At 41.3% G+C, this 19367-nt stretch carries 15 protein-coding genes; 5 read left to right on the top strand and 10 right to left on the bottom strand.

The features are described from left to right. Positions 1 to 26: 26 nt before the first annotated feature. A complete protein-coding gene (corA, locus tag JWR87_RS13150) occupies positions 27 to 1004 on the bottom strand; it encodes a magnesium/cobalt transporter CorA (protein WP_297820803.1) in 978 nt (325 codons plus the stop codon). Positions 1005 to 1354: 350 nt separating this feature from the next. Here corA and JWR87_RS13155 point away from each other — a divergent pair, with 350 nt between their 5' ends. Then, positions 1355 to 2764, top strand: coding sequence for an erythromycin esterase family protein (locus JWR87_RS13155; protein WP_297820805.1), 1410 nt, complete (start codon positions 1355 to 1357; stop codon positions 2762 to 2764). A gap of 232 nt (positions 2765 to 2996) precedes the next feature. On the opposite strand, the gene JWR87_RS13160 is transcribed toward JWR87_RS13155, so the two are convergent. From JWR87_RS13160 to JWR87_RS13175, 4 genes are all read right to left on the bottom strand, one after another. Next, the gene (locus tag JWR87_RS13160; RefSeq protein ID WP_297820807.1) at positions 2997 to 3383 is read right to left on the bottom strand and encodes a DoxX family protein; all 387 of its coding nucleotides are present in this window, start codon (positions 3381 to 3383) and stop codon (positions 2997 to 2999) included. 353 nt (positions 3384 to 3736) lie between these two features. Then, a complete protein-coding gene (locus tag JWR87_RS13165) occupies positions 3737 to 3931 on the bottom strand; it encodes a hypothetical protein (protein WP_297820809.1) in 195 nt (64 codons plus the stop codon). A 156-nt stretch (positions 3932 to 4087) separates the two neighbouring features. Further along, on the bottom strand, positions 4088 to 4885 hold the full coding sequence (locus JWR87_RS13170; RefSeq protein ID WP_297820811.1) for a hypothetical protein: 798 nt from the start codon (positions 4883 to 4885) through the stop codon (positions 4088 to 4090). A 235-nt stretch (positions 4886 to 5120) separates the two neighbouring features. Continuing rightward, a complete protein-coding gene (locus tag JWR87_RS13175; RefSeq protein ID WP_297820813.1) occupies positions 5121 to 8375 on the bottom strand; it encodes an error-prone DNA polymerase in 3255 nt (1084 codons plus the stop codon). 904 nt (positions 8376 to 9279) lie between these two features. Here JWR87_RS13175 and JWR87_RS13180 point away from each other — a divergent pair. Continuing rightward, positions 9280 to 9840 carry an NUDIX hydrolase gene (locus JWR87_RS13180; protein ID WP_297820815.1) on the top strand — a complete coding sequence of 187 codons (561 nt, stop codon included), beginning with the start codon at positions 9280 to 9282 and terminating at the stop codon, positions 9838 to 9840. A gap of 57 nt (positions 9841 to 9897) precedes the next feature. Here JWR87_RS13180 and JWR87_RS13185 read toward each other — a convergent pair whose 3' ends face one another. From JWR87_RS13185 to JWR87_RS13200, 4 genes are all read right to left on the bottom strand, one after another. Further along, positions 9898 to 10266 (bottom strand): hypothetical protein, encoded by a 369-nt coding sequence (locus tag JWR87_RS13185; RefSeq protein WP_297820817.1) that lies wholly within the window; start codon positions 10264 to 10266, stop codon positions 9898 to 9900. Positions 10267 to 10351: 85 nt separating this feature from the next. Continuing rightward, on the bottom strand, positions 10352 to 11203 hold the full coding sequence (locus JWR87_RS13190) for a sugar phosphate isomerase/epimerase family protein (protein ID WP_297820819.1): 852 nt from the start codon (positions 11201 to 11203) through the stop codon (positions 10352 to 10354). Positions 11204 to 11372: 169 nt separating this feature from the next. After that, complete coding sequence (locus JWR87_RS13195; protein WP_297820821.1) at positions 11373 to 12251, bottom strand: ThuA domain-containing protein; 879 nt, start codon at positions 12249 to 12251, stop codon at positions 11373 to 11375. 41 nt (positions 12252 to 12292) lie between these two features. Beyond that, positions 12293 to 15478, bottom strand: coding sequence for a PVC-type heme-binding CxxCH protein (locus tag JWR87_RS13200; protein ID WP_297820823.1), 3186 nt, complete (start codon positions 15476 to 15478; stop codon positions 12293 to 12295). A gap of 322 nt (positions 15479 to 15800) precedes the next feature. On the opposite strand from JWR87_RS13200, the gene JWR87_RS13205 reads away from it, so the two are divergent. Both JWR87_RS13205 and JWR87_RS13210 read left to right on the top strand, forming a co-directional pair. Further along, complete coding sequence (locus JWR87_RS13205) at positions 15801 to 16898, top strand: dipeptide epimerase (protein ID WP_297820825.1); 1098 nt, start codon at positions 15801 to 15803, stop codon at positions 16896 to 16898. Positions 16899 to 16943: 45 nt separating this feature from the next. Continuing rightward, positions 16944 to 17279 (top strand): DUF6616 family protein, encoded by a 336-nt coding sequence (locus tag JWR87_RS13210; RefSeq protein ID WP_297820827.1) that lies wholly within the window; start codon positions 16944 to 16946, stop codon positions 17277 to 17279. A 419-nt stretch (positions 17280 to 17698) separates the two neighbouring features. On the opposite strand, the gene JWR87_RS13215 is transcribed toward JWR87_RS13210, so the two are convergent. Then, positions 17699 to 18535: a metallophosphoesterase gene (locus tag JWR87_RS13215; RefSeq protein WP_297820829.1), complete on the bottom strand. Its 837-nt coding sequence runs from the start codon at positions 18533 to 18535 to the stop codon at positions 17699 to 17701. 345 nt (positions 18536 to 18880) lie between these two features. Between JWR87_RS13215 and JWR87_RS13220 the strand changes: the two genes are divergently transcribed. Next, a partial coding sequence (locus JWR87_RS13220; RefSeq protein WP_297820831.1) for a twin-arginine translocation signal domain-containing protein occupies positions 18881 to 19367 on the top strand: 487 nt, incomplete at its 3' end.

The following is a 19367-nucleotide window of genomic DNA, read 5'->3' on the forward strand; positions in this document are numbered from 1 at the left end:
CAAGCGCTTAATGCTACCCTACGGTTTTACAACCACCCCGACCGCTTGAAGAAAAAATATAAGATAATACAAAGCAAAAAAGTTGAAACAAGCACTACAGGGTAGGCATAACGCCAGTGAAGTTCGGGCATCGTCTCGAAGTTCATACCATACACTCCTGCAATCATGGTAGGTACACCAATGATTGCCGCCCAACCTGCAAACTTTTTAGAGACTTCACTTTGCGAAATGGAAGTAAGTGAAAAATTAGCTTCAAGTGCAGCGGTAACCAGGTCACGGGTAGTGTCCAGCATTTCATTTATTCTTACGGCATGATCGTATACATCTCTGAAGTAAGGACGGGTATCGTCAGGAATACGTTTTATATCAAAACGCAGTAGCCTGTTACAAATATCTATCAGTGGAGTTATTACGCGCTTTACTTCCAATAGTTCCCGCTTCAATTCATATATTCTTTGTGTAGTGCCGCGGGTTGGTTTCTTGCCAAATATTTCCTCTTCTACGTCAAGCAATTTTTGTTCAAGCGTTTCAATTACAGGAAAATACTGGTCCACAATTGAGTCCATCACAGCATATAGTGCGAACGCCGGGCCTTTGCTTAATAACTCGGGCGTGTTTTCGCACCTTGTACGCACATCTTTGTATGAAAGCGACGAGCCGTGGCGAACAGTGACAATGAAATTTTCACCAACAAAGAAATGGGTCTCACCAAAATCAATATGGTGATTTATTGAATTGACTTGTGCAGTACGTAAAACAATAAACATGGTTTCTCCGTACAACTCCAGCTTAGGTCGCTGGTGTGCATTGTGTGCATCTTCAATCGCCAGGTCATGCAAATCAAACTCTTCCTGTATCGACTTTAGCAACTCCTCCCCTGGCTCGTGCAGCCCCACCCAAACAAAGGTGTCCTTATGCAGTAAAGTCTCCCGAATTTTTGCAATGTGGATATTAGCAACACGACGGCCGTCACAATAAGCGATACAGTTTACAATGCCTTCCATAATGGCTACTTTAAACGGAGTTTAATGGTAAATAAGAATTCGCTAAAAGTATTCAATTTTTCAAGTCGAAATGGATGAAGTTGATAACTGTGGGCGCTTTAAAGCCCGCCCTTTTCGCCAACAGGCAAATGATAGCTCAATAGAATGATAAATGTTGAAGAGTGCGACGCAAGTAAAGCATCACAGAGTTACACTGCCGGGCTCAAAATAAAATCAACAAAAGGTGAGAAACACTGCTAATCCTACCCTATTAAGTTGCACTGCTAAAGTTTCTCTTGGCCCTTTAATTGTAACATTTAACAAAAAAGAATATGACAAGGAGCCTTTATAGTGTGTGTAAAAGATTGTTGATGTGCCTTAGTATAATCAGTTTCTGTCTTGCATGTAAACCTAAGGCAAATCAAAACCAGGAAGTAACTGTTATACCTATAAAAGATAGCAACCAGATTTATAGTTATGCATCAGAAGATAGCAAAGACTCTGTACGTTTAACCATACCTAACCATCCTTTAAGAAATGAGAAAGATCTTGACGTGATAATGGAACAGATCGGAAACGCAAAGGTTGTTTTGTTAGGTGAGGCTACACACGGAACCGCAGAATTCTACACCTGGCGTACCGCAATTTCTAAAAGATTGATACAAGAAAAAGGATTTGATTTCATCGCCTCGGAAAGTGAATGGGCCGATTCGTATCGTGTAAATAATTTTATTAAAGGCGGCAAAAAAGATAGCGCTGCGGCAGTAGAACTTTTAAAGGAATACAATCGTTGGCCGACGTGGATGTGGGGAAACTATGAAATAGCTTCGCTGGTTAGCTGGTTAAACAGTTATAACCAGTCGAAACCGATAGCAGAAAAAGTCGGCTTTTTTGGGCTGGATGTGTATTGCTTATGGGAGTCAATGAGCGAAGTAATGCCATACTTAAAAGGCGCAGCACCTTCTGTGGTGAAAGCAGCAAATAAAGTACATGCATGTTTCAAACCTTTTAATGCCGATGCTGAGCAATATGCAATGGCAGTTGCTAAAATGGAAGATGATTGCCGGGTAGAAACTACGCGCTTTTGGCAATCAGTTAAAAAGCTTACGGAAGACAAAACAACAAAAAATGAGTCTGATTTTGTAATGGAGCAAAATGCCTTAGTGGCACTAAATGGCGAACGTTACTACCGCACCATGGTTACGGACGGGGCTGAGTCTTGGAATATTCGAGACAGGCACATGACGGAAACATTAAAGCGATTATTGTCTTTTCACGGTCCTAATTCTAAAGCCATTGTATGGGAACACAACACCCATGTTGGCGATGCCCGATACACTAACATGGCGGCAAGCGGGGAAGTAAATGTTGGTCAGCTTGCCAGAAAAGAATTTGGCGAGAACAACGTTTTTATTGTTGGCAGTGGCACTTACCACGGGACTGTAATTGCAGCGGAAGGCTGGGGTAAGCCAATTAAAAAAATGGAAGTGCCAAAAGCTCAACAAGGTAGCTGGGAAGAAATATTACACCAACTCGGCGGCACCGACAAGATCATTTTGTCGAAAGACATTAGTGAGAATAAATTTTTCAAAAAGTCCATCGGGCATCGGGCTATTGGTGTAGTCTATCATCCCGATGAAGCCCAATTTCCCTACTTTGTTCCTTCCATAATACCAAAACGCTACGATGCATTTATTTTTATCGATTATACAAATGCCTTGCACCCGATAGATATAAAATTGCGGAACGAGCCACCGGATTTGTATCCTTCCGGCACTTAAAACCCTTAATGCATTGTTTTGCATGTAGAAGACTTCATGGTAATCATCATTTCATTGATTCTGGATTTCTATGTACCAAACTTAAAAACTACCATTAAACTTTGTTGCGTCGCACCCTTGTACAACCAATTTGCTACTGAGCCCCTCACCAATTATTACCGACGTTTCATTACTTGTTACTACATTCTCCCGATCGGCCACCGAGATACAACAAGGAGCTTATTGTTTAGGTTTAAGCAACTGTTGTTCTTTTTCGCAGTTCAAATTTTTTATGCCACAAGAAATACGATAAAAATAAAAAGCCAATTGGCAGCACCATGAAAAGAACGGCTGTGTGAAACCCATAAGCAGCGATTGCAGAATATGTCGCTCCCACTAAATCAAAAAATAATCCTGCATATGCCCATTCCTTTAATCTTGTAAAACCAGGAATTAATATTGCAACCACCCCTAATAGTTTTGCTACACCAATAAAAGGGATGAAATATTTTGGATACCCTAAACCCGTAACCATTGCTACTGCATCAGGAGCTACCAGTATATCAGGAATAGCAGAAAATAACATGAAAGCTGCAAAAATTGCGGTAATAATCCAGTAAGTAATGTTGATCTTTTTCATCTTACAATTTATTGAAAAATTATCTCAATGCTATCCGGTTATATATTATCCTGCTGCGTTTTGTGCTCTATGTCGAAATATTTCTTCTCTTTCTTCCAGCCTATTGGTAGTGTATGTTTTTGGTACAGCATTTTTTTAAATCATTCTTTTGACTTAAAGTTATTGTGAAGTCTATACTATTATTAAGTTTTGTGCTCCTTGTGTCTTCTTTGTAAATACACAAAACACTATTAAGTTATACAGTGATCCAATCTTATAAGACATGTAAGCCCCATTAGATAGATTTGTGGTGAACGGAGGAATAAAATGGAGTCTTTAAACAGTGTCGCAAAAAATTAAACACAAGAAAAAAGTTATTTATTTCTAAGCTTTCTTATCTCTTTATTAATCTCACTAATAGAGTCCATTAAAGCTCTATTTTGATCTTTTAAAGTATCAATTTTTCTTAAGAGCTCTTCATCGCGTATTTGTGATCTTCCTTCCGGAGATGACTCCCGTCCACAAGCAACCGACAGCAGAATTATTGAAATAACTGAAAATTTCTTCATTTTTAGTACTTAAACACCTATAGAAAGGTACCAGATAAAAATTGAAGAAACAAGGATGCGTGGCCTCTGCACTTTTTAAGAGATGTATTGTCTTAGCGACCCAATGGCACCTTTAGAGATTGCAGCTGGAAAAAGGGATGAAGAATGTGCCCTATTTTAATAACTATACAGTTTTACCACTACTATATTACCATTTGCATCTGTCACTGTTTCGCTCGTCAATCTTTTTAAATTATCGAAAGTATAACTATGGGTTAAAACTAAGTTCCTTGATCCTGAATAGGTGGAAGTTTGAATCAGGTTGGTATTTCGACTGAAAAAATTCAATCCTATATTAAGATTGAATGGAAGATTAGTATACTGATAAGCAATTTGGTTATTATTAGTATTGTATTCTTTAGTAACGTTTCCATTAGTATCATATTCCGCAGTGGTTGTATTTTTCAATACTGAACGAGTATTCACAATGTCATATTCCCTTACCTGAACTAATAACCTGTTTACATTATATATGTACTTTTCGCTAACAGTATCTTTTCTATCATAATTTATCTCAACAAGGCTATCTACTAAATTTAGATTATTGAGATAAAAGATTTGACGAGTGGATAATGTACTTCCTTTAAAAAAATCCATTGTAAAGGTGTTGTCTCCATTATATTGATAAATAAATCGGTTACTGCCGGTAACTGAAATCTTACTTACAAGCCTGCCCTGGGCGTCGTAACTGAAATTATATTCCTCTGATGTATTCCCCCGCTTTTCAACATATTTTTTAACAAGGAAGGAAGTAGTATCTTTTAAAGCACTATCTACTACAGGTCTTTGGGCAGTGTCTATATTGGGAGTAATTATTAAAAGTGTATCTCTGGCTCTCCCGCCCTCAAACGAATATTCTTTTGCACATGATTGAAACAGTACAAAAACCACTAAAATTATAAATAATCTTTTCATAGGTCCCTACAACAAAAGCCAAAAATAATACAGATTGTTTAAATATTCATTAGACCTTTTTTTGTTTAAAAAGGCTGCAATACCTCTATACTTTACGAGTACCTCTTTGCATTTGTTTAATAGCTGCCGTTTAAAGAAAGATGTAGCAGTTGTACGACAATTCGTTGAGATAAAATTTCATTGTCATCAATGTTTGAGATTTAGGGTAACGCTGCGAAAACTTTTAAGAACAAATTCATCTAAAATTCCTGGCTTCAGGGAAAAGCTTTTCCTGTGCATTCTCCCTAACCTGGCTTCTTTTGTTTAGTGCTGGAGGAATTGATGCCCCAGCCCTAAAGGGAGGAGGGAGATGTTCGGCCTTTGAAGGGAGGGGAGAGATTTTATCATTTGCAGGAGTGAGTTTGCGCAGCAGTTTTGATAAATCGAAACAACGTTTTACGATTACATGTATTACTTCACCTTGCACCTGTAAATGTCCTTCGGCCATTATTAACCTTGATTGTAAAATCTCTTTTCGATATTCATCAAAAAGGTTCTGAAAAATGACAAGGTTTGCAACCCCAGTTTCATCTTCAATGGTCATAAAACAAATACCCCCTGCAGTACCAGGTCTTTGACGAACCAACACAAGTCCGGCTACTTTTACTGGCTGTCCATTTTTTGCAGTGGCAAGTTGACTGGTTGACAAAATGTGGAGCTGTTGCAACTTCTCGCGGACGAAACTTACAGGATGAGCTTTTAACGAAAGTGAGGTGGAAGCGTAATCATGCACTACATGTTCTGCAGTTGTCATTTGAGGCAGTGATATGTCTTCAAGTTTTTCATCTGCCGACGGTTGTCCTGTAAACATTGCTACCGGTTTATCCTTTGTGGAGACTTCCCATAAAGCCTGGCGGCGATCAAGGTTCATCGATCTAAATGCATCTGCATCTGCGAGTTTTTCCAATGCAGCATCCGACAAGCCAATCATTCGTAAATCTTGTATGCTCTCATATTTCTTTTCTCTTGCCGAAACCAGTAAATCCATGTCTTCTTCGCGTATTCCTTTTACTTGCCTGAAGCCAAGGCGAAGAGCCCCCTCACTTCGCTTATCAACTTGCCGGGAAGGAGGCATTTCAAGCTTATTATCCCAATAGGAATAATTGATATCTACAGGCATTACTTCAACATCATGTTTGCGGGCATCAATTACAATTTGTGCAGGTTGGTAAAAACCCATGGGCATGCTATTGAGTAACGCACAGGCAAACACATCGGGGTAATAACATTTAAGCCACGAAGAAACATACACTAGTAATGCAAAGCTGGCCGCATGGCTTTCGGGAAAGCCATAACTTCCAAAGCCTTCCAGTTGTTTAAATACACGTTCTGCATATGCTAAACTATAGCCCCTTTCAGTCATACCGTTGATGAGCTTGCTATGAAACTTAGAAACCCCTCCTTTCATTTTAAAGGTTGCCATACTTCGACGCAGTTCATCCGCTTCTGCAGGCGTAAAGCCTGCTGCAACGATTGCAATTTTCATCGCTTGCTCCTGAAAGAGGGGCACTCCTAAAGTGCGTTTCAATATTTCTTCCAATTGAGGGGAAGGATACTCTACCTTTTCTTCGCCATTTCTACGTCGCAGATAAGGATGTACCATATCTCCCTGTATTGGTCCGGGACGAACAATAGCCACTTCAATCACCAGGTCGTAAAACACTCTCGGCTTCAATCGCGGCAACATACTTTGTTGGGCACGGCTCTCAATCTGGAACACACCAATTGTATCAGCATGACAAATCATTTCATACACCTTTGGATCATCCTGGGGAATATTGGCTAAAGTGAGATTAAGGCCATAATGTTCTTTAGCAAGGTCGAAAGCTTTTCTTATACAGGTAAGCATGCCCAAAGCAAGCACGTCCACTTTCATAAATCCCAATGCATCAATATCATCTTTGTTCCATTCTATGCAGGTCCTGTTTTCCATACGGGCATTCATAATTGGGCACAAGTCTGAAAGTTTGCCATTAGTAATAACAAACCCACCTGTATGCTGACCCAACTGCCTGGGGAAACCCATAAACTCTTTGGTAAGTTGCAATACCTTTTGCAGGTGTTTATTCTGGGGGTCAAAGCCTTGTTCAGCAATCCGTTTCCCTTCGAACCATTCATCTGTAAATTCCCAGATAGCACTTGACAAACGATTGATCGTGTCAACAGATAAACCCATTGCTTTGCCTACATCTCTTATGGCTCCTTTTTGATGTTGTTGTGTTACTGTGGCAACAATAGCCGCACGGTCCCGACCATATTTCTGATAGATGTATTGAATAACTTCCTCCCGTCGTTCATGTTCAAAATCTACATCAATATCAGGTGGTTCGTTGCGGGCAGAAGAAATAAAGCGCTCAAACAACAAATCAAACTTTGCAGGATTAACAGAGGTCACACCAAGGCAATAACAAACCGTTGAGTTGGCAGCAGAACCTCTTCCCTGGCAAAGAATACCTTGGCTACGGGCAAAGCGAACGATGTCATACACGGTAAGAAAATATGCTGCATAATTCATCTTCTCGATAAAATCCAGCTCATATTTGATTGCCTCCTTTGTTTTCACTGGAATGTCTTCTCCAAACTTTTCTTTGGCGCCTTCCCATGCCAGGTAGGTAAGTTCCTCTTGCGGCGTTCGTCCTTCGCTTGTTAATTCCTCAGGATACTCATATTTCAATTCATCCAACGAAAACCTGCAGGCTTCCGTCAACTCCTGTGTCTTCTCGATTGTACCAGGGTATTGCCTAAAAAGACGAAGCATCTCGTCGCTGCGTTTCAGGTATCGTTCAGCATTGGGATGTAAGCGAAAACCTGCATTATAGATCGTACATTTTTCACGAATGCATGTCATCACATCCTGCAACTGCCTTCGGGATGGTGTGTGATAATGCACATCATTGGTCGCAACAATAGGTATAGCTAGTTCGTTTGACAACTGCTCAAGCCGGTATAAATACTTGTTGTCATTTCCCTGGTAGCGGCGCGATGCTGCAATATATAAGTCCTCTTTAAAAGCTTCCTTATATTCCTTTAAAGCCGTTTCAAACGATGGGTCAAACTCAAATGCCTCGTTCAATTCATCAGGTGGTAACGCAACAAACTTTACCCCCTTAGCATACTTCAATACATCTGGTTTATATAAATGACACGCTCCTTTCTCTGCCCGCGTATTCCCTAACGTCAATAAATTGCTGAGTTGAGAGTAAGCGGCTTTATTAGTGGGATATGCCAATAAGCTTGGACCATCGAGCAAGTCTAACCTGCAACCCACTACTATTCTTATTCCCAATTTTTTCGCAGCAGCATGTGCCCGTACGATCCCTGCAAATGTATTTCGGTCTGTTATTGCTATTTCCTTATATCCATAAGCCGCCGCCTGCTCAACCAATTCTTCCGGGTGAGAGGCTCCGCGTAGGAAAGTAAAATTGGTGGTTACCTGTAGTTCTGTGTACATTTTTTTCTTTTGGTCACCCACATTTGAATATAATTCGACATTGTTGTGTCACTCACTGCAACTGTAGATATTCTCTTTTACTTTTTTTATTTGCATCACTCTCCTAGCAAATGAAACTTCAAGTCTGCAACTATAACCCGCTTTTCTTTTCAAAGCAGCCCTATGCTCAGCTTGTCACTTTAAGCTAAGTGCTACTTTGGCTTCAACATTTGGTTTTCATGCCTATTCTTTTTTTATCCTCTAAAAATGAAACAGCGCCGAAAAACAGTCAAAGCATCAAGGCCTCACTGTCCTTCACCACAGCAGTACAAAAGCATTGAAATACCAATTCCGAAGACGGGCTGTTTCCTTTTCGGAGGCCTTTTTTTGTTTTGGAGGGCAAGCAAAAAAGAAAATATTCTAAAGAAAAATTATAGAACAAATGCTTGCATACTTACCTATGCCCAGGTAGTTTCTTTTTAAAAGAAAGTCCTGGGTGCTGCTTGTCACTTTCTTTTCCTTGATGAAAAGAAAGTAACCAAAGAAAAATCAAGAAAGGAACGAAACAGCCCGTTCCTTTCATTGTTCGTTGATTAAGCGGTTGTGCTACTGTGGCTTCAACAGCTGGTTTTTATGCCTTATCTTTTTTGTCTTCTAAAATGAAACAGAGCCGAAAAACAATCAAAGCATCAAGGCTCAAATGTTCTTCACCACAGTACTACAAAAGCCTAATAGAAATACCCCTGCCGAAAACGGGCTGTTTCGTTTTCGGCGGCCTTTTTTTGTTTCTTTTTTGGGCAAGCAAAAAAGAAAATATTCTAAAGCTGAATTGAAGAAAAAATGTTTGCATCGTACCGAAAGCGACCAACAAATTTTGCATACAGGCCAAGTTGAAGCTATACTAAGGAATACTAATTTTGATGGAATGAACGAACAACATAATCCCTGGACGATTTTAAGCAAAAAAGACATTTACAATAACCCCTGGATAAGCATTGCAGAATTTGATGTACTAAATCCAGCCGGAGGAAAAGGGATTTACGGCAAAGTGCATTTTAAGAATAATGCGATAGGAATAATTGTTTTGGATGACGAGTTGAACACGTACCTGGTTGGTCAATACCGTTTTCCATTAAATAAGTATAGCTGGGAAATACCTGAAGGTGGCGGGCCATTAGGAATAGACCCGTTAGAATCGGCTAAAAGGGAACTAAAAGAAGAAACCGGGCTTGTTGCTGAAGAGTGGACAAAGCTTTTAGATCTTCATTTATCCAATTCTGTAACTGATGAATATGGTTGCATTTTTCTTGCAAGAAGTTTAAAGCAGGAAGAAGCGATGCCGGAAGAAACTGAACAATTGGTGGTTAAAAAAGTTTCTTTTGAAGAAGCTTACCAAATGGTTGAAAATGGAACGATCACGGACTCACTAGCAGTAACAGCCATACTAAAAGTTCGGATTTTATTGCTGGAAGGGAAGTTGAAATAAAAAGCAGGGTAAATAGCCACGGCAATTAAGATTCTTGAAATAGGATTAGCACTTGAGTTATTTGACCACCAACATTTCTTCCGGTTGTGATAGGGCGGTCACTACTCCGCCAACAGCACCCATTGCTATAAAGGTATTTCTTGCGTTAGTGTTGTTAGCGAAGCCAAAAATCCAGGGAGCAGCTAAGGAAAAAAGACTTACGGCAACGTCTAGTGCGAGGTGAGCTTTAAACGGTAGTACTTTATAAACGCCCCACTCTGCCCTTGTAAGCATAGTCGCTCCTAATACACCTACACCTACTACACGGCAAACAGTTTGCGCCTTTTGTTCATCTTCAAAACCCATGATCTGGGGTGCAGCAAACATTAGGGGAGCGTACGCGTAATCCGCAACTCCATGCATCTGCCGGCTGATTGGCTTCTTCATCGTATTACTTTTTTTAATCAAGTACAATTTATAAGCCAACCCGAAGAATGATACAATGCGCAGAGTGCAATAACTTTAGTAGGGTCTACAACCCATGTTTGCTACACATTTCCCTGATAAACTGTAAACCTTTTTCAGCAATATCCCAGGGTTTCGAATATTCGCGCCAAACGCCTATCGAATTGGCAAAATCAGGATCGTTCCGTGAAAAAGCTTCAATAGTGAGCCAACCTTTGTAGTGCATATTTGCCAAACCGGAAAATGCATCATCAAAACGCACCTGCCCGTCGCCGGGTGTTCCGCGATCATTTTCACTGATGTGTACATGAGCCAGTACAGGAGCAATAGTTAGGATGGCGCCGCTGAAACTCTTTTCTTCAATATTCCCATGGTGTGTATCAAACATCGCCTGCACATTTGGAAGATCGACAGCTTTTACCAGGCGTAACAACTGTTGCATTGTATTACACAAATAGCACTCGAAACGATTTAAAGCTTCTAATGCAAGGGTAATATTGGCCTGCGCAGCATACTCGCCTGCAGCACGCAATACTTCTGCGCCCCATTCGTACTCCTGGTCTTCCGGAGCACGTTTGGCGAAATGTGCATGGGCAGAATGAAAAGGACCACAAAGTATTGGAGAATTCAAATCATGAGCGCGATCAATTGCCCACTTAATTCTGTCAAGGGCTTTAGATCGAACAGAAGGTTGATTGCTAATGGGGTTTTCATCTTTACCAACCACAAAAACGGTTGTTACGCCTAAACGAAGGTCTCTTGTATATTCTCCCATCCATTTATAAGCAGCGTCTCCGGGAGCACCAATGAAGAACTCTACACCATCGTATCCTATCGTTTTAAGCCGCTCGACTACGGGTTTTAAATCATCTGAAATGACCGCTGACCAGGCTAGCACATTAAATCCTATATTATTCATGGATGGAAGATTTTAATTAAGATCTATAAGTTTGATTCGTGAAATGATGGCGGGTGAGCAACCGCCACTGTATGTTGAATAAAGAAAAAAAGTACAAGAGTGCGACGCAACGGATGCAACATAGTATTAATGAAGAATGGCTACCATAAATACTACCAGGTTCAGCTATCTATTGCCGGTATGGCACGCTAATATCCATTTTTCCAGCCCACTTTTTAGGAATCGGTTTTCCTGCAGCCCAGTGTATGGCATTGATGACAAGGCGTTGAAAAGGCTCCTGACTAAAGTCTTCAGGATGACCAAGAGTGGTTATGAAAAATTTTGCACCATAACTATTCTTTCCTGTCCAGGCAACCGGCTGATCGGTTGCATCTTTTTTATCGGGATTAATAGGGTGACCGGTCAACAGCCACGTAGAGCCTTTTGCAGGGTAGTCTGGCAGAACTTTGTACAGCCATGAACTTGCATGAAAATTATTACCGACACCTGTTAGAATGGGATTTTTAGAGGCTTCGGGAATAATGGTAACATCCGTAGTAGACTTATGCCCGTAGTGTGTGTGATTGGCTTTGCCGCCCCATCCAGGAGGGGCATTAAAAACGAGTTCACCAAAAGAATTCCATTTTTCCAACTCGTGTCCTTTAGGGTAGTTGAAAGCATGCGTTGTTGTACGGAAACCCACCACAGGTTTACCTGTTTTAAGGTAATCTTCAATATACTTTACCTGGTTAGCGGGCAACCTGCGCCAGCGTAAAAAGAATACAGCAACATCGGCCTCTTTTAAAGCTTCTAAACCAGGAATATTCTCTTCGGAATTATGATCAGGGAATGCTTTAAGAAATTTCGTTTGAAAGCCGTAATTCTTTTCGAGCTCTGCAGCAACTAACGGAAGGGTGGCCTCTCCACTGTACTCATGATCGCCGGTAACAAATATGATTGTGGGCTTTTTAGCACTGGCATTTTTCCTGTTTTGTGCGCACGAGCAAAAGCTGGCAGCCAGTAAAAAACACAGCAAAAAACATCCGGTTGTAGCTCTTAATTTTTTCATTGAAGTTTATATGATTGGCAAGCTTAGTGAAGCCCTTACGATTATAAATTAGTCTTCTCCATTGGATGCTGTTTGAGCAGCTCGGAAGGTGAATAGAACCCTGTTTTATTTTTGGTTGCGGCCCTCACTTGTTTTACACGGTCGGGGGAAACGGCAGGGGCTTTATTTCCAAAGGAATTTCTTATATAGGTTATTACAGCAGCTACTTCGTCGTCTTTAAGCATGCCACCGAAAGGTGTCATTGGTACCTGCCCTGAATACTTGACCCCCTGAACTTCCATAGGTCCATATAATCCTTTTAAGACAATTTTTATTAACCTGTCCTGGTTACCCAACACCCAATTGTTTGCGGTGAGAGGTGGAAAGCCTGATGCAGTAAGACCTTTACCATTGGGTTGATGGCAGGTACCACAAAAACCGTCGCGATTGTAAATAGCCCGTCCTTTATTGTGTAGTTCAAGGTCTGGTCCTTTTAAGTCGGTTTTAGCAAATGCTTCTTTTTTTGGTGGAACCTCACGATTGTTTAGATGTGCCAGCGCTGTTTCGTAAGAAGGTTGCATCCATTCATCTAACGGCTTTTTGGCTGCTTCTGCTAAAACTGCCAGCCCCTTTGTTTTGTCAAGCCACGAAGCTGCTACGATTGCTTCAAGGCGAACCCGGCCGTGAACATCTGCCGCCGCTTGTGCAAGCAGGTTAGCCTGATCTGCTACCTGGTGTCCCGTGTATCGAACCACCCTTACTGCTGCTGCCCTCGCCCGGTAATCCTTCGCTTGTAGTAGTTGGCGAAGTAGTTTCTGATCTACCTTGTTTAAGCCCCATGTTACCCATAGCGCTTCAAGCAAATTATGTTCGTATCCCGAATCATTTTTGTCGAGTTTGGCTAACCATGCATTGAGATGAGAAAGCACGTCAGAGGAAGGACGGCCACGTAGCTCGCGGCGAGTGCGGTAGCGGGTGCGATATTCGGGAAGTTTTAAATTATTCAGTAATTCATCTATAGCAGCCCCCTCTATTTTTGCAGGCTTAACCAATGGACGTGAAGGATAAGTAATGCGATAAATTCTTCCTTTAGCATGATCGCGCAGCGGATCGCGTGCATTGTGTTGCATGTGCCCGATAAGCACGTTGTGCCAGTCCACCACATACAATGAACCGTCAGGTGCAAACTCCATATCGACAGGACGAAAGTTTTTATCTTCAGAAACCAACAAGTCCTGCCGGTGCCTGCTCTTGTATCCGGTACCATCGTCCTGAAGCGTGTGTTGTTTGGTGCCTAAAAAGCCAATTGTATTGTTGATTAAAAAGTCGCCCTGCACGTCATCAGGAAAGTGACGACTTGAGATAAACTCTAAGCCGGATGTTGGTCGTACCCGGTGTTTTTCTTCAATTAGGCTGACTGATCTCGGCGTAGCCACACCATATCTTGACTTCACTGTTCCCGGCATCATCCAGCGAACATCGGGGCTTGAGGTTTCAGCAAAAAGGTTTTGCCCCCAATCATCGAATGCAATTCCCCAAGGATTCGGTATAGACAGTTGTGCTGTCCGTTCAAGTTGACGGCGTTGCGGATTGTAACGGTAGAAACCACCGTTAGTAGCACGAACGGGACCATAAGAGGTTTCAACGTTTGTATGCAGAAAAACGCCTTCACCCATATAAATAGCACCAGACGGATCTACGGTATAAGCATGATGTGCATGATGAGTATCGTGATCATCAAAACCACTTAACAGTATTTCTTTGGTATCTGCTTTATCGTCGCCGTTTGTATCTTTTAAAAGAACAAAGTTGGTTCCCTGTGACAGATATACTCCTTCGGCAGCAAGTTCGAAACCAACCGGAAGATATAAGCCGTCAGCAAAAACAGTTGATTTATCTGCCTTACCGTCTCCATTCGTATCTTCTAAAATAATGATCTTATCATCAGGCTTTTTATCGCCCGGCTTCCAGGCAGGATAAGTAGGCATGGTGGTTAACCACAAACGCCCCCTGTTATCGAACGATAGCTGGTTTGGTTTGGCTAACTCAGGGAACTCCTTTTCTGAAGCAAACAGTTCTATTTTATAACCGGGCGCTACTTTCAGCTTGCTTAAGGCCTCGTCTCCATACAAGTATTCGGGGCTGCCATTCTTATCAGGGTTATAATTTGTTTTCACTGGTGGAAGTACAATTGTCTTTGCGTCTGCAGCTGCCACATCCATCTTTTCTCCTTTGGCAGCTTTCCATATAGACGTATCTCTGATCGCTGTCATTTGCCTGATTTTGACCAACTCTGCAGGATAGTTGTCAGGTCCAAAAGGATCGAACCTACGGCCAAAGACGTGAACCCCGTTTGGAATCTTCAGATCGTTGTGCCACATCCAGTTTTTTTCCATCACCGCTGCATGAACCAGGTTTCGCTGAGCTTCTGCTGCCCTTGAAACTTTGCCAAAAATTTGATCTGTTAGTAATGTAGAAAATTTGGCATAGCCGGCATCGGTAAGTTGAGAACCGTCTATCGTTAATGGCTCTTTAGCTGCATCGAACCACTCTTTTGTGGGAGCAAAAGCATCTACAAAGTGAACCTTATTTTTGCTGGCCACTTCTCTCATAGCTGCAGTATAAAGGGCAAGATTTATATTCTCCTGTTTGCCACTGGGAAGATCCCACTTGTGCGAAAGATTTTCGAATGCGATAGGCGATACAATGGCAAGCTGCGGAGGAGTAACGCGATTGTATTTTTGAGTTAATGTGTGTTTGATAAAAGCATCTAATTCTGCTTTATAGTTCGCCAGGCCTTCTTTACCCTGGAAAGATTCATTATAGCCGAAGAAAGCAATTACAATATCGGCCTTATGATTGCTATTCCACTGGTCGGGTGTTTCATAGAACCCCTGGCTGTCTGAGTTTCTTGCCAGTTCGGTTTGAAATTTTTCAGCTCCGGGAAATGCCCAGGGCGATACCCGGCCTGAATGAGGTCTGAAACCCGGCGTGTTTCCACCGTCACACATATTACGGATGTAAAGCAAACTATCAGGATACCTTAAGTGCATTTCAGTTTCAAAATGGCCAAAGTTCATCATACGCGATCCAAGGTTATTACCTACTAAAATAATGTGTGATCCTTTTTTTAGTGTTAAGCCCGGGGGGTTGGATGGTGTAAAGTAGAAGGAAGCAAAGGCAATGGTGAGAATAATAAGGATTTGAAATACGACTCTAACATTATCCTTTATTCGGGTAAAAAGCATTCGTTAAATTTTATAACTGGTTATTTACAATAAGTTGGCACGTAGAAGGAAGGAAATCAAAAGTGAAGTTTTCCTTCTTTGAGATGTGGCAGCTTCGAAATCAAATCTAAAAGTTTTACAGTTATTAACCAAAGCGGAAAAATGGAGCTTTAAAGTTGTTTTGATCATTAGTGTATAAAAGCATAAGTGAGTGACACAACAATGTTGAATAATGGGCAAAGCTTGCCAAAAAAAAACGCCCGCTTCTAATGTAGCAGTACCATGAATATTATAAGAGCATCGTAATTACTGTATTTTTACAACTATCTAAAAACCTCTTGTTTTGAAAATAACGCACACACAAATTTACCGTTATAGCATTCCTATGGTTCCTTTTGCTATAGCAACAGGAACCATGCAGTCAGCTCAAAATGTTTTTATAAGAATATTTACAGATGAGGGAATTTACGGGGCAGGCGAGTGCTCAGCTTTCCCTTATATAACAGGTGAAACACAAAACACCTGCCTTGTTATGGCAAGAGACTTTGCGGCTTTATGGAAAGAAAAAGACGCACGGAATATTGAAGACAGGCTGAAGGAATTAGATGCCTTTGCCGCAGGTAATTCAACTATTAAAAGTGCTTTTGATATGGCGCTTTACGACTTAGCAGCAAAGGCGGCCAATGTTCCGTTATACAAATATTTAGGAGGCGAAAAACGAACCATTGAAACAGACATAACAATTGGTATAGGGCCGGTTGAAGAAATGGTTGAAAAGGCAACACAGTTTGAGGAGCAGGGAGCCAATATTTTAAAAGTAAAGATTGGTAAAAATGCATATGAAGACATTGAAAAAATAGGCCACATCAGGCAGGCTGTAAAACCAGGAACGCTTATTAGGGTTGATGCAAACCAGGGTTGGGTGTATGAGGATGCAGTATTTGCATTACAGGCGTTGGATCAATTTGACATAGAATTTTGCGAGCAGCCAATGCGCACATGGTACGATGATTATTTACCTGAGCTTTGCCACAACGCGGCAGTACATGTAATGGCTGATGAAAGCTGCTACAATCATCACGACGCAAGAAGACTCATAAAAACAAAATCGTGCGACTCGATAAATATAAAACTGGCAAAGTCTGGTGGAATAGCAGGCGCTTTGAAAATACATCGGCTGGCTGAAGAGGCGGGCATACCATGCATGATAGGCGGAATGCTTGAAAGCCGCTTTGCCCTGACTGCAAACCTTCATTTTGCATGGGCCAGCCAAAACGTGCAGTACTACGATCTTGACACTTGCTTGTTGGGCCACCTGGAAGATCCTGTTGTTGGTGGTGCTACTTATAATAAATACGTGCTCGACTGCCCCGATGCTCCTGGAATAGGTGCTGATGTGGATGAAGCTTTTTTAACCCGTTGCGAGCATTGGAAGGTTTAAAAGTTATTAAATGTATATTTAGCTTCCAACCAAAACGAAAGCAATATGAAAATGTACCTCGAGCTCTGGAGAGCTAAAGCAGCATGGAAAGATCTTTCAAAAGAAGAAAGAGGCAATTACATGAATTTACTAGGACCGGCCATTCAGCAGCTGCTGGATAATGATGTAAAAATTATTAGCTGGGGCGTTAACGACTCATCAACTTTTAACAGGGCCGATTATGACTTTTTCGCTGTATGGACTTTCCCTAATGATGAAGCCGCACAAAGCTTCGAAAAAATGGTAGATGGCGCAGGATGGTACAATTACTTCGAGCAGGTAAATGCAAAGGGAGATTCATCCACTCCACAGGAAGTAATCGGGAAGATGATTGATATGTAAAACCAGTAGATAGGCAAAATTCATGTTAGTAAAAATGAAAGCACCAGGCGAAGTGATAACTTTTCAGGTGGCGTCTATCGGCCTTTACCATCTGACTAATCACCCAACTTAGGCACGAAAATAACATTACCTGGTCTTTCATTTTTACTCTCAATTAATCTAATTGCTCAAAAAGACCCGCTGCCTTCCGGCCCAAATAATTGTAGCAAAGCAATAGTGTAAAATGCTGCAGGCTTCGAAAGAAGACAGGTATTAATGGCGCTACACCCGATCTTACAAATCTCTAAATTCATACAACTACCTTGCTGCCCGGCATCGGCGGTCGGGCGACGACCAACCCCAGCCGGCGGCGTAAATCGTTAGCCAACAGCAACAATTTGGGATGCAGCCCGAATAGTTTTCCTAAGTTTCAATTTCTTTTATGTCAAGCTCCGGCTATTCACCTTTTCATTACTTGCCGGGTTCATTTGGTAGGTAAGAATATCTCCGTTTTTCATCACCTCTAAAATCCGGTAGCCCCTATACGCCGTTCCCCAACTCCCCGAAACATGCGAATCAAAAAAGTATAAGCGATTGTTCTTTTCTTTTACATTATCCTGGTCGTGGTCATGCCCATGAAACACTGCTTTAAGGTTTGCCTGTTTGTTAAACATATCTACTACTTCCGGACAATCAATTCCATTTTCCGTCCATTTAATGGGGGTAATGTGCATAAACACAAACAGCTGCTTGTGCTGCTCGTACTGTTTCAATAACTGCCTTGTTTTTTCAACTTCAGGACTTACATAAGTACCTTTTGCGTCTGCCGTATTCAGCACGACAAACCCAATTCCTTTTTTTTCAAATCCGAAATCCCAACCATAGTTCCATGTTTGTTTCCAGCTCTCTTCGTCCGTCTTATCATGGTTGCCGTGGGTAACATAATAAGGCATTTTCAGTTTATCCCAGGTGTCTTTAACTGGCTTTATAAACGCTGTATCATCATGAATCAAGTCGCCATTTACACAGGTAAAATCTACTCCCCGCTCCGCATGTTCAGCATTTATCCACGAAATCATTTCTGCATGATTCGCTTCAAAGGCGGTTTGGGGTTGCCCAAAATGTCCGTCTGAAGCTATCGCCACCCGCAGTTTAATTTTGTCTTTTGACGGAAGCACAAAGTTGCTTCCCCCAAATGCCTGCATCTTATTCCCCGCTCCTATCCACACTGCGCCTGTTAATGCTATTTTCAAAAACCGTCTTCGCTCCTGTTGCATAAAAGAATTTTTTCACTCAATAATAATATTTCTCCAATCCAACATCAAATTAAACCAATTGTTGAATCTTCATTTAGTAATCTGCAAATAATGGTAAAAATTATGAACCGGGCATTTCGATTACATTATTCTTTTGTTGCGTCGCACCCGTGTACTCTATTTCATTATTGCACATAAAACGGTGCAGTCCCTTATAGTCTTTTTTGGTTTCGCTGCTGTTCGAATTTTTATAAGAATTTATAATATCTTCAATAAAACAATTGAGACTTTTTTCTGCTCAAAAAGAAACCCGATAGAACGTGCTATTTGCCTATTTGATGCAGACTTTTCCTAAAACCTTTTATTTTGGAAAGAAGAAGCTTTGTAAAAACAGTTACTCTCTCGGCGGCCGGAGCCGCCTTTGGTTCATCCCTCTTTGCCAGGCCAGCAAAAAATCCATTAGGCGTACAAGTATGGACCATTCGTGAATATCTAAAAAAAGACCTTGTGGCATCACTGTCTAGGCTAGCCAAACTAGGGTATACTGAACTTGAAGTCTTTGATTACGATGGCACCTATTGGGGCAAGAGCCCTAAAGAATTCAACAAGATTTGTAACGACCTTGGCTTAACCGTTATTAGTTCTCACTACTTCACAGGCAGGCATGGCAATACCAAAGGAAGTTTAAAAAACGGCTGGGACAAAGCAATTGATGATGCTGCTGCAATGAACATCAAGTATATGATTTGTGCCTGGTTGTATAAAGAAGAGAGGGAGAACCTTGATCTTTATAAAGAGCTTGTTGACATGCTAAACAAAGCAGGCGAGGCTTGTGCTAAGTCGAAAATACAGT

The organism is Segetibacter sp. (assembly GCF_025963695.1).
Lineage (GTDB): Bacteria > Bacteroidota > Bacteroidia > Chitinophagales > Chitinophagaceae > Segetibacter.

Bases quoted from the DNA above. Each gene is read 5' to 3' on its own strand.
- corA (WP_297820803.1), bottom strand. From the start codon at position 1,004: ATGGAAGGCATTGTAAACTGTATCGCTTATTGTGACGGCCGTCGTGTT.
- JWR87_RS13155 (WP_297820805.1), top strand. From the start codon at position 1,355: ATGTGCCTTAGTATAATCAGTTTCTGTCTTGCATGTAAACCTAAGGCA.
- JWR87_RS13160 (WP_297820807.1), bottom strand. From the start codon at position 3,383: ATGAAAAAGATCAACATTACTTACTGGATTATTACCGCAATTTTTGCA.
- JWR87_RS13165 (WP_297820809.1), bottom strand. From the start codon at position 3,931: ATGAAGAAATTTTCAGTTATTTCAATAATTCTGCTGTCGGTTGCTTGT.
- JWR87_RS13170 (WP_297820811.1), bottom strand. From the start codon at position 4,885: ATGAAAAGATTATTTATAATTTTAGTGGTTTTTGTACTGTTTCAATCA.
- JWR87_RS13175 (WP_297820813.1), bottom strand. From the start codon at position 8,375: ATGTACACAGAACTACAGGTAACCACCAATTTTACTTTCCTACGCGGA.
- JWR87_RS13180 (WP_297820815.1), top strand. From the start codon at position 9,280: ATGAACGAACAACATAATCCCTGGACGATTTTAAGCAAAAAAGACATT.
- JWR87_RS13185 (WP_297820817.1), bottom strand. From the start codon at position 10,266: ATGAAGAAGCCAATCAGCCGGCAGATGCATGGAGTTGCGGATTACGCG.
- JWR87_RS13190 (WP_297820819.1), bottom strand. From the start codon at position 11,203: ATGAATAATATAGGATTTAATGTGCTAGCCTGGTCAGCGGTCATTTCA.
- JWR87_RS13195 (WP_297820821.1), bottom strand. From the start codon at position 12,251: ATGAAAAAATTAAGAGCTACAACCGGATGTTTTTTGCTGTGTTTTTTA.
- JWR87_RS13200 (WP_297820823.1), bottom strand. From the start codon at position 15,478: ATGCTTTTTACCCGAATAAAGGATAATGTTAGAGTCGTATTTCAAATC.
- JWR87_RS13210 (WP_297820827.1), top strand. From the start codon at position 16,944: ATGAAAATGTACCTCGAGCTCTGGAGAGCTAAAGCAGCATGGAAAGAT.
- JWR87_RS13215 (WP_297820829.1), bottom strand. From the start codon at position 18,535: ATGCAACAGGAGCGAAGACGGTTTTTGAAAATAGCATTAACAGGCGCA.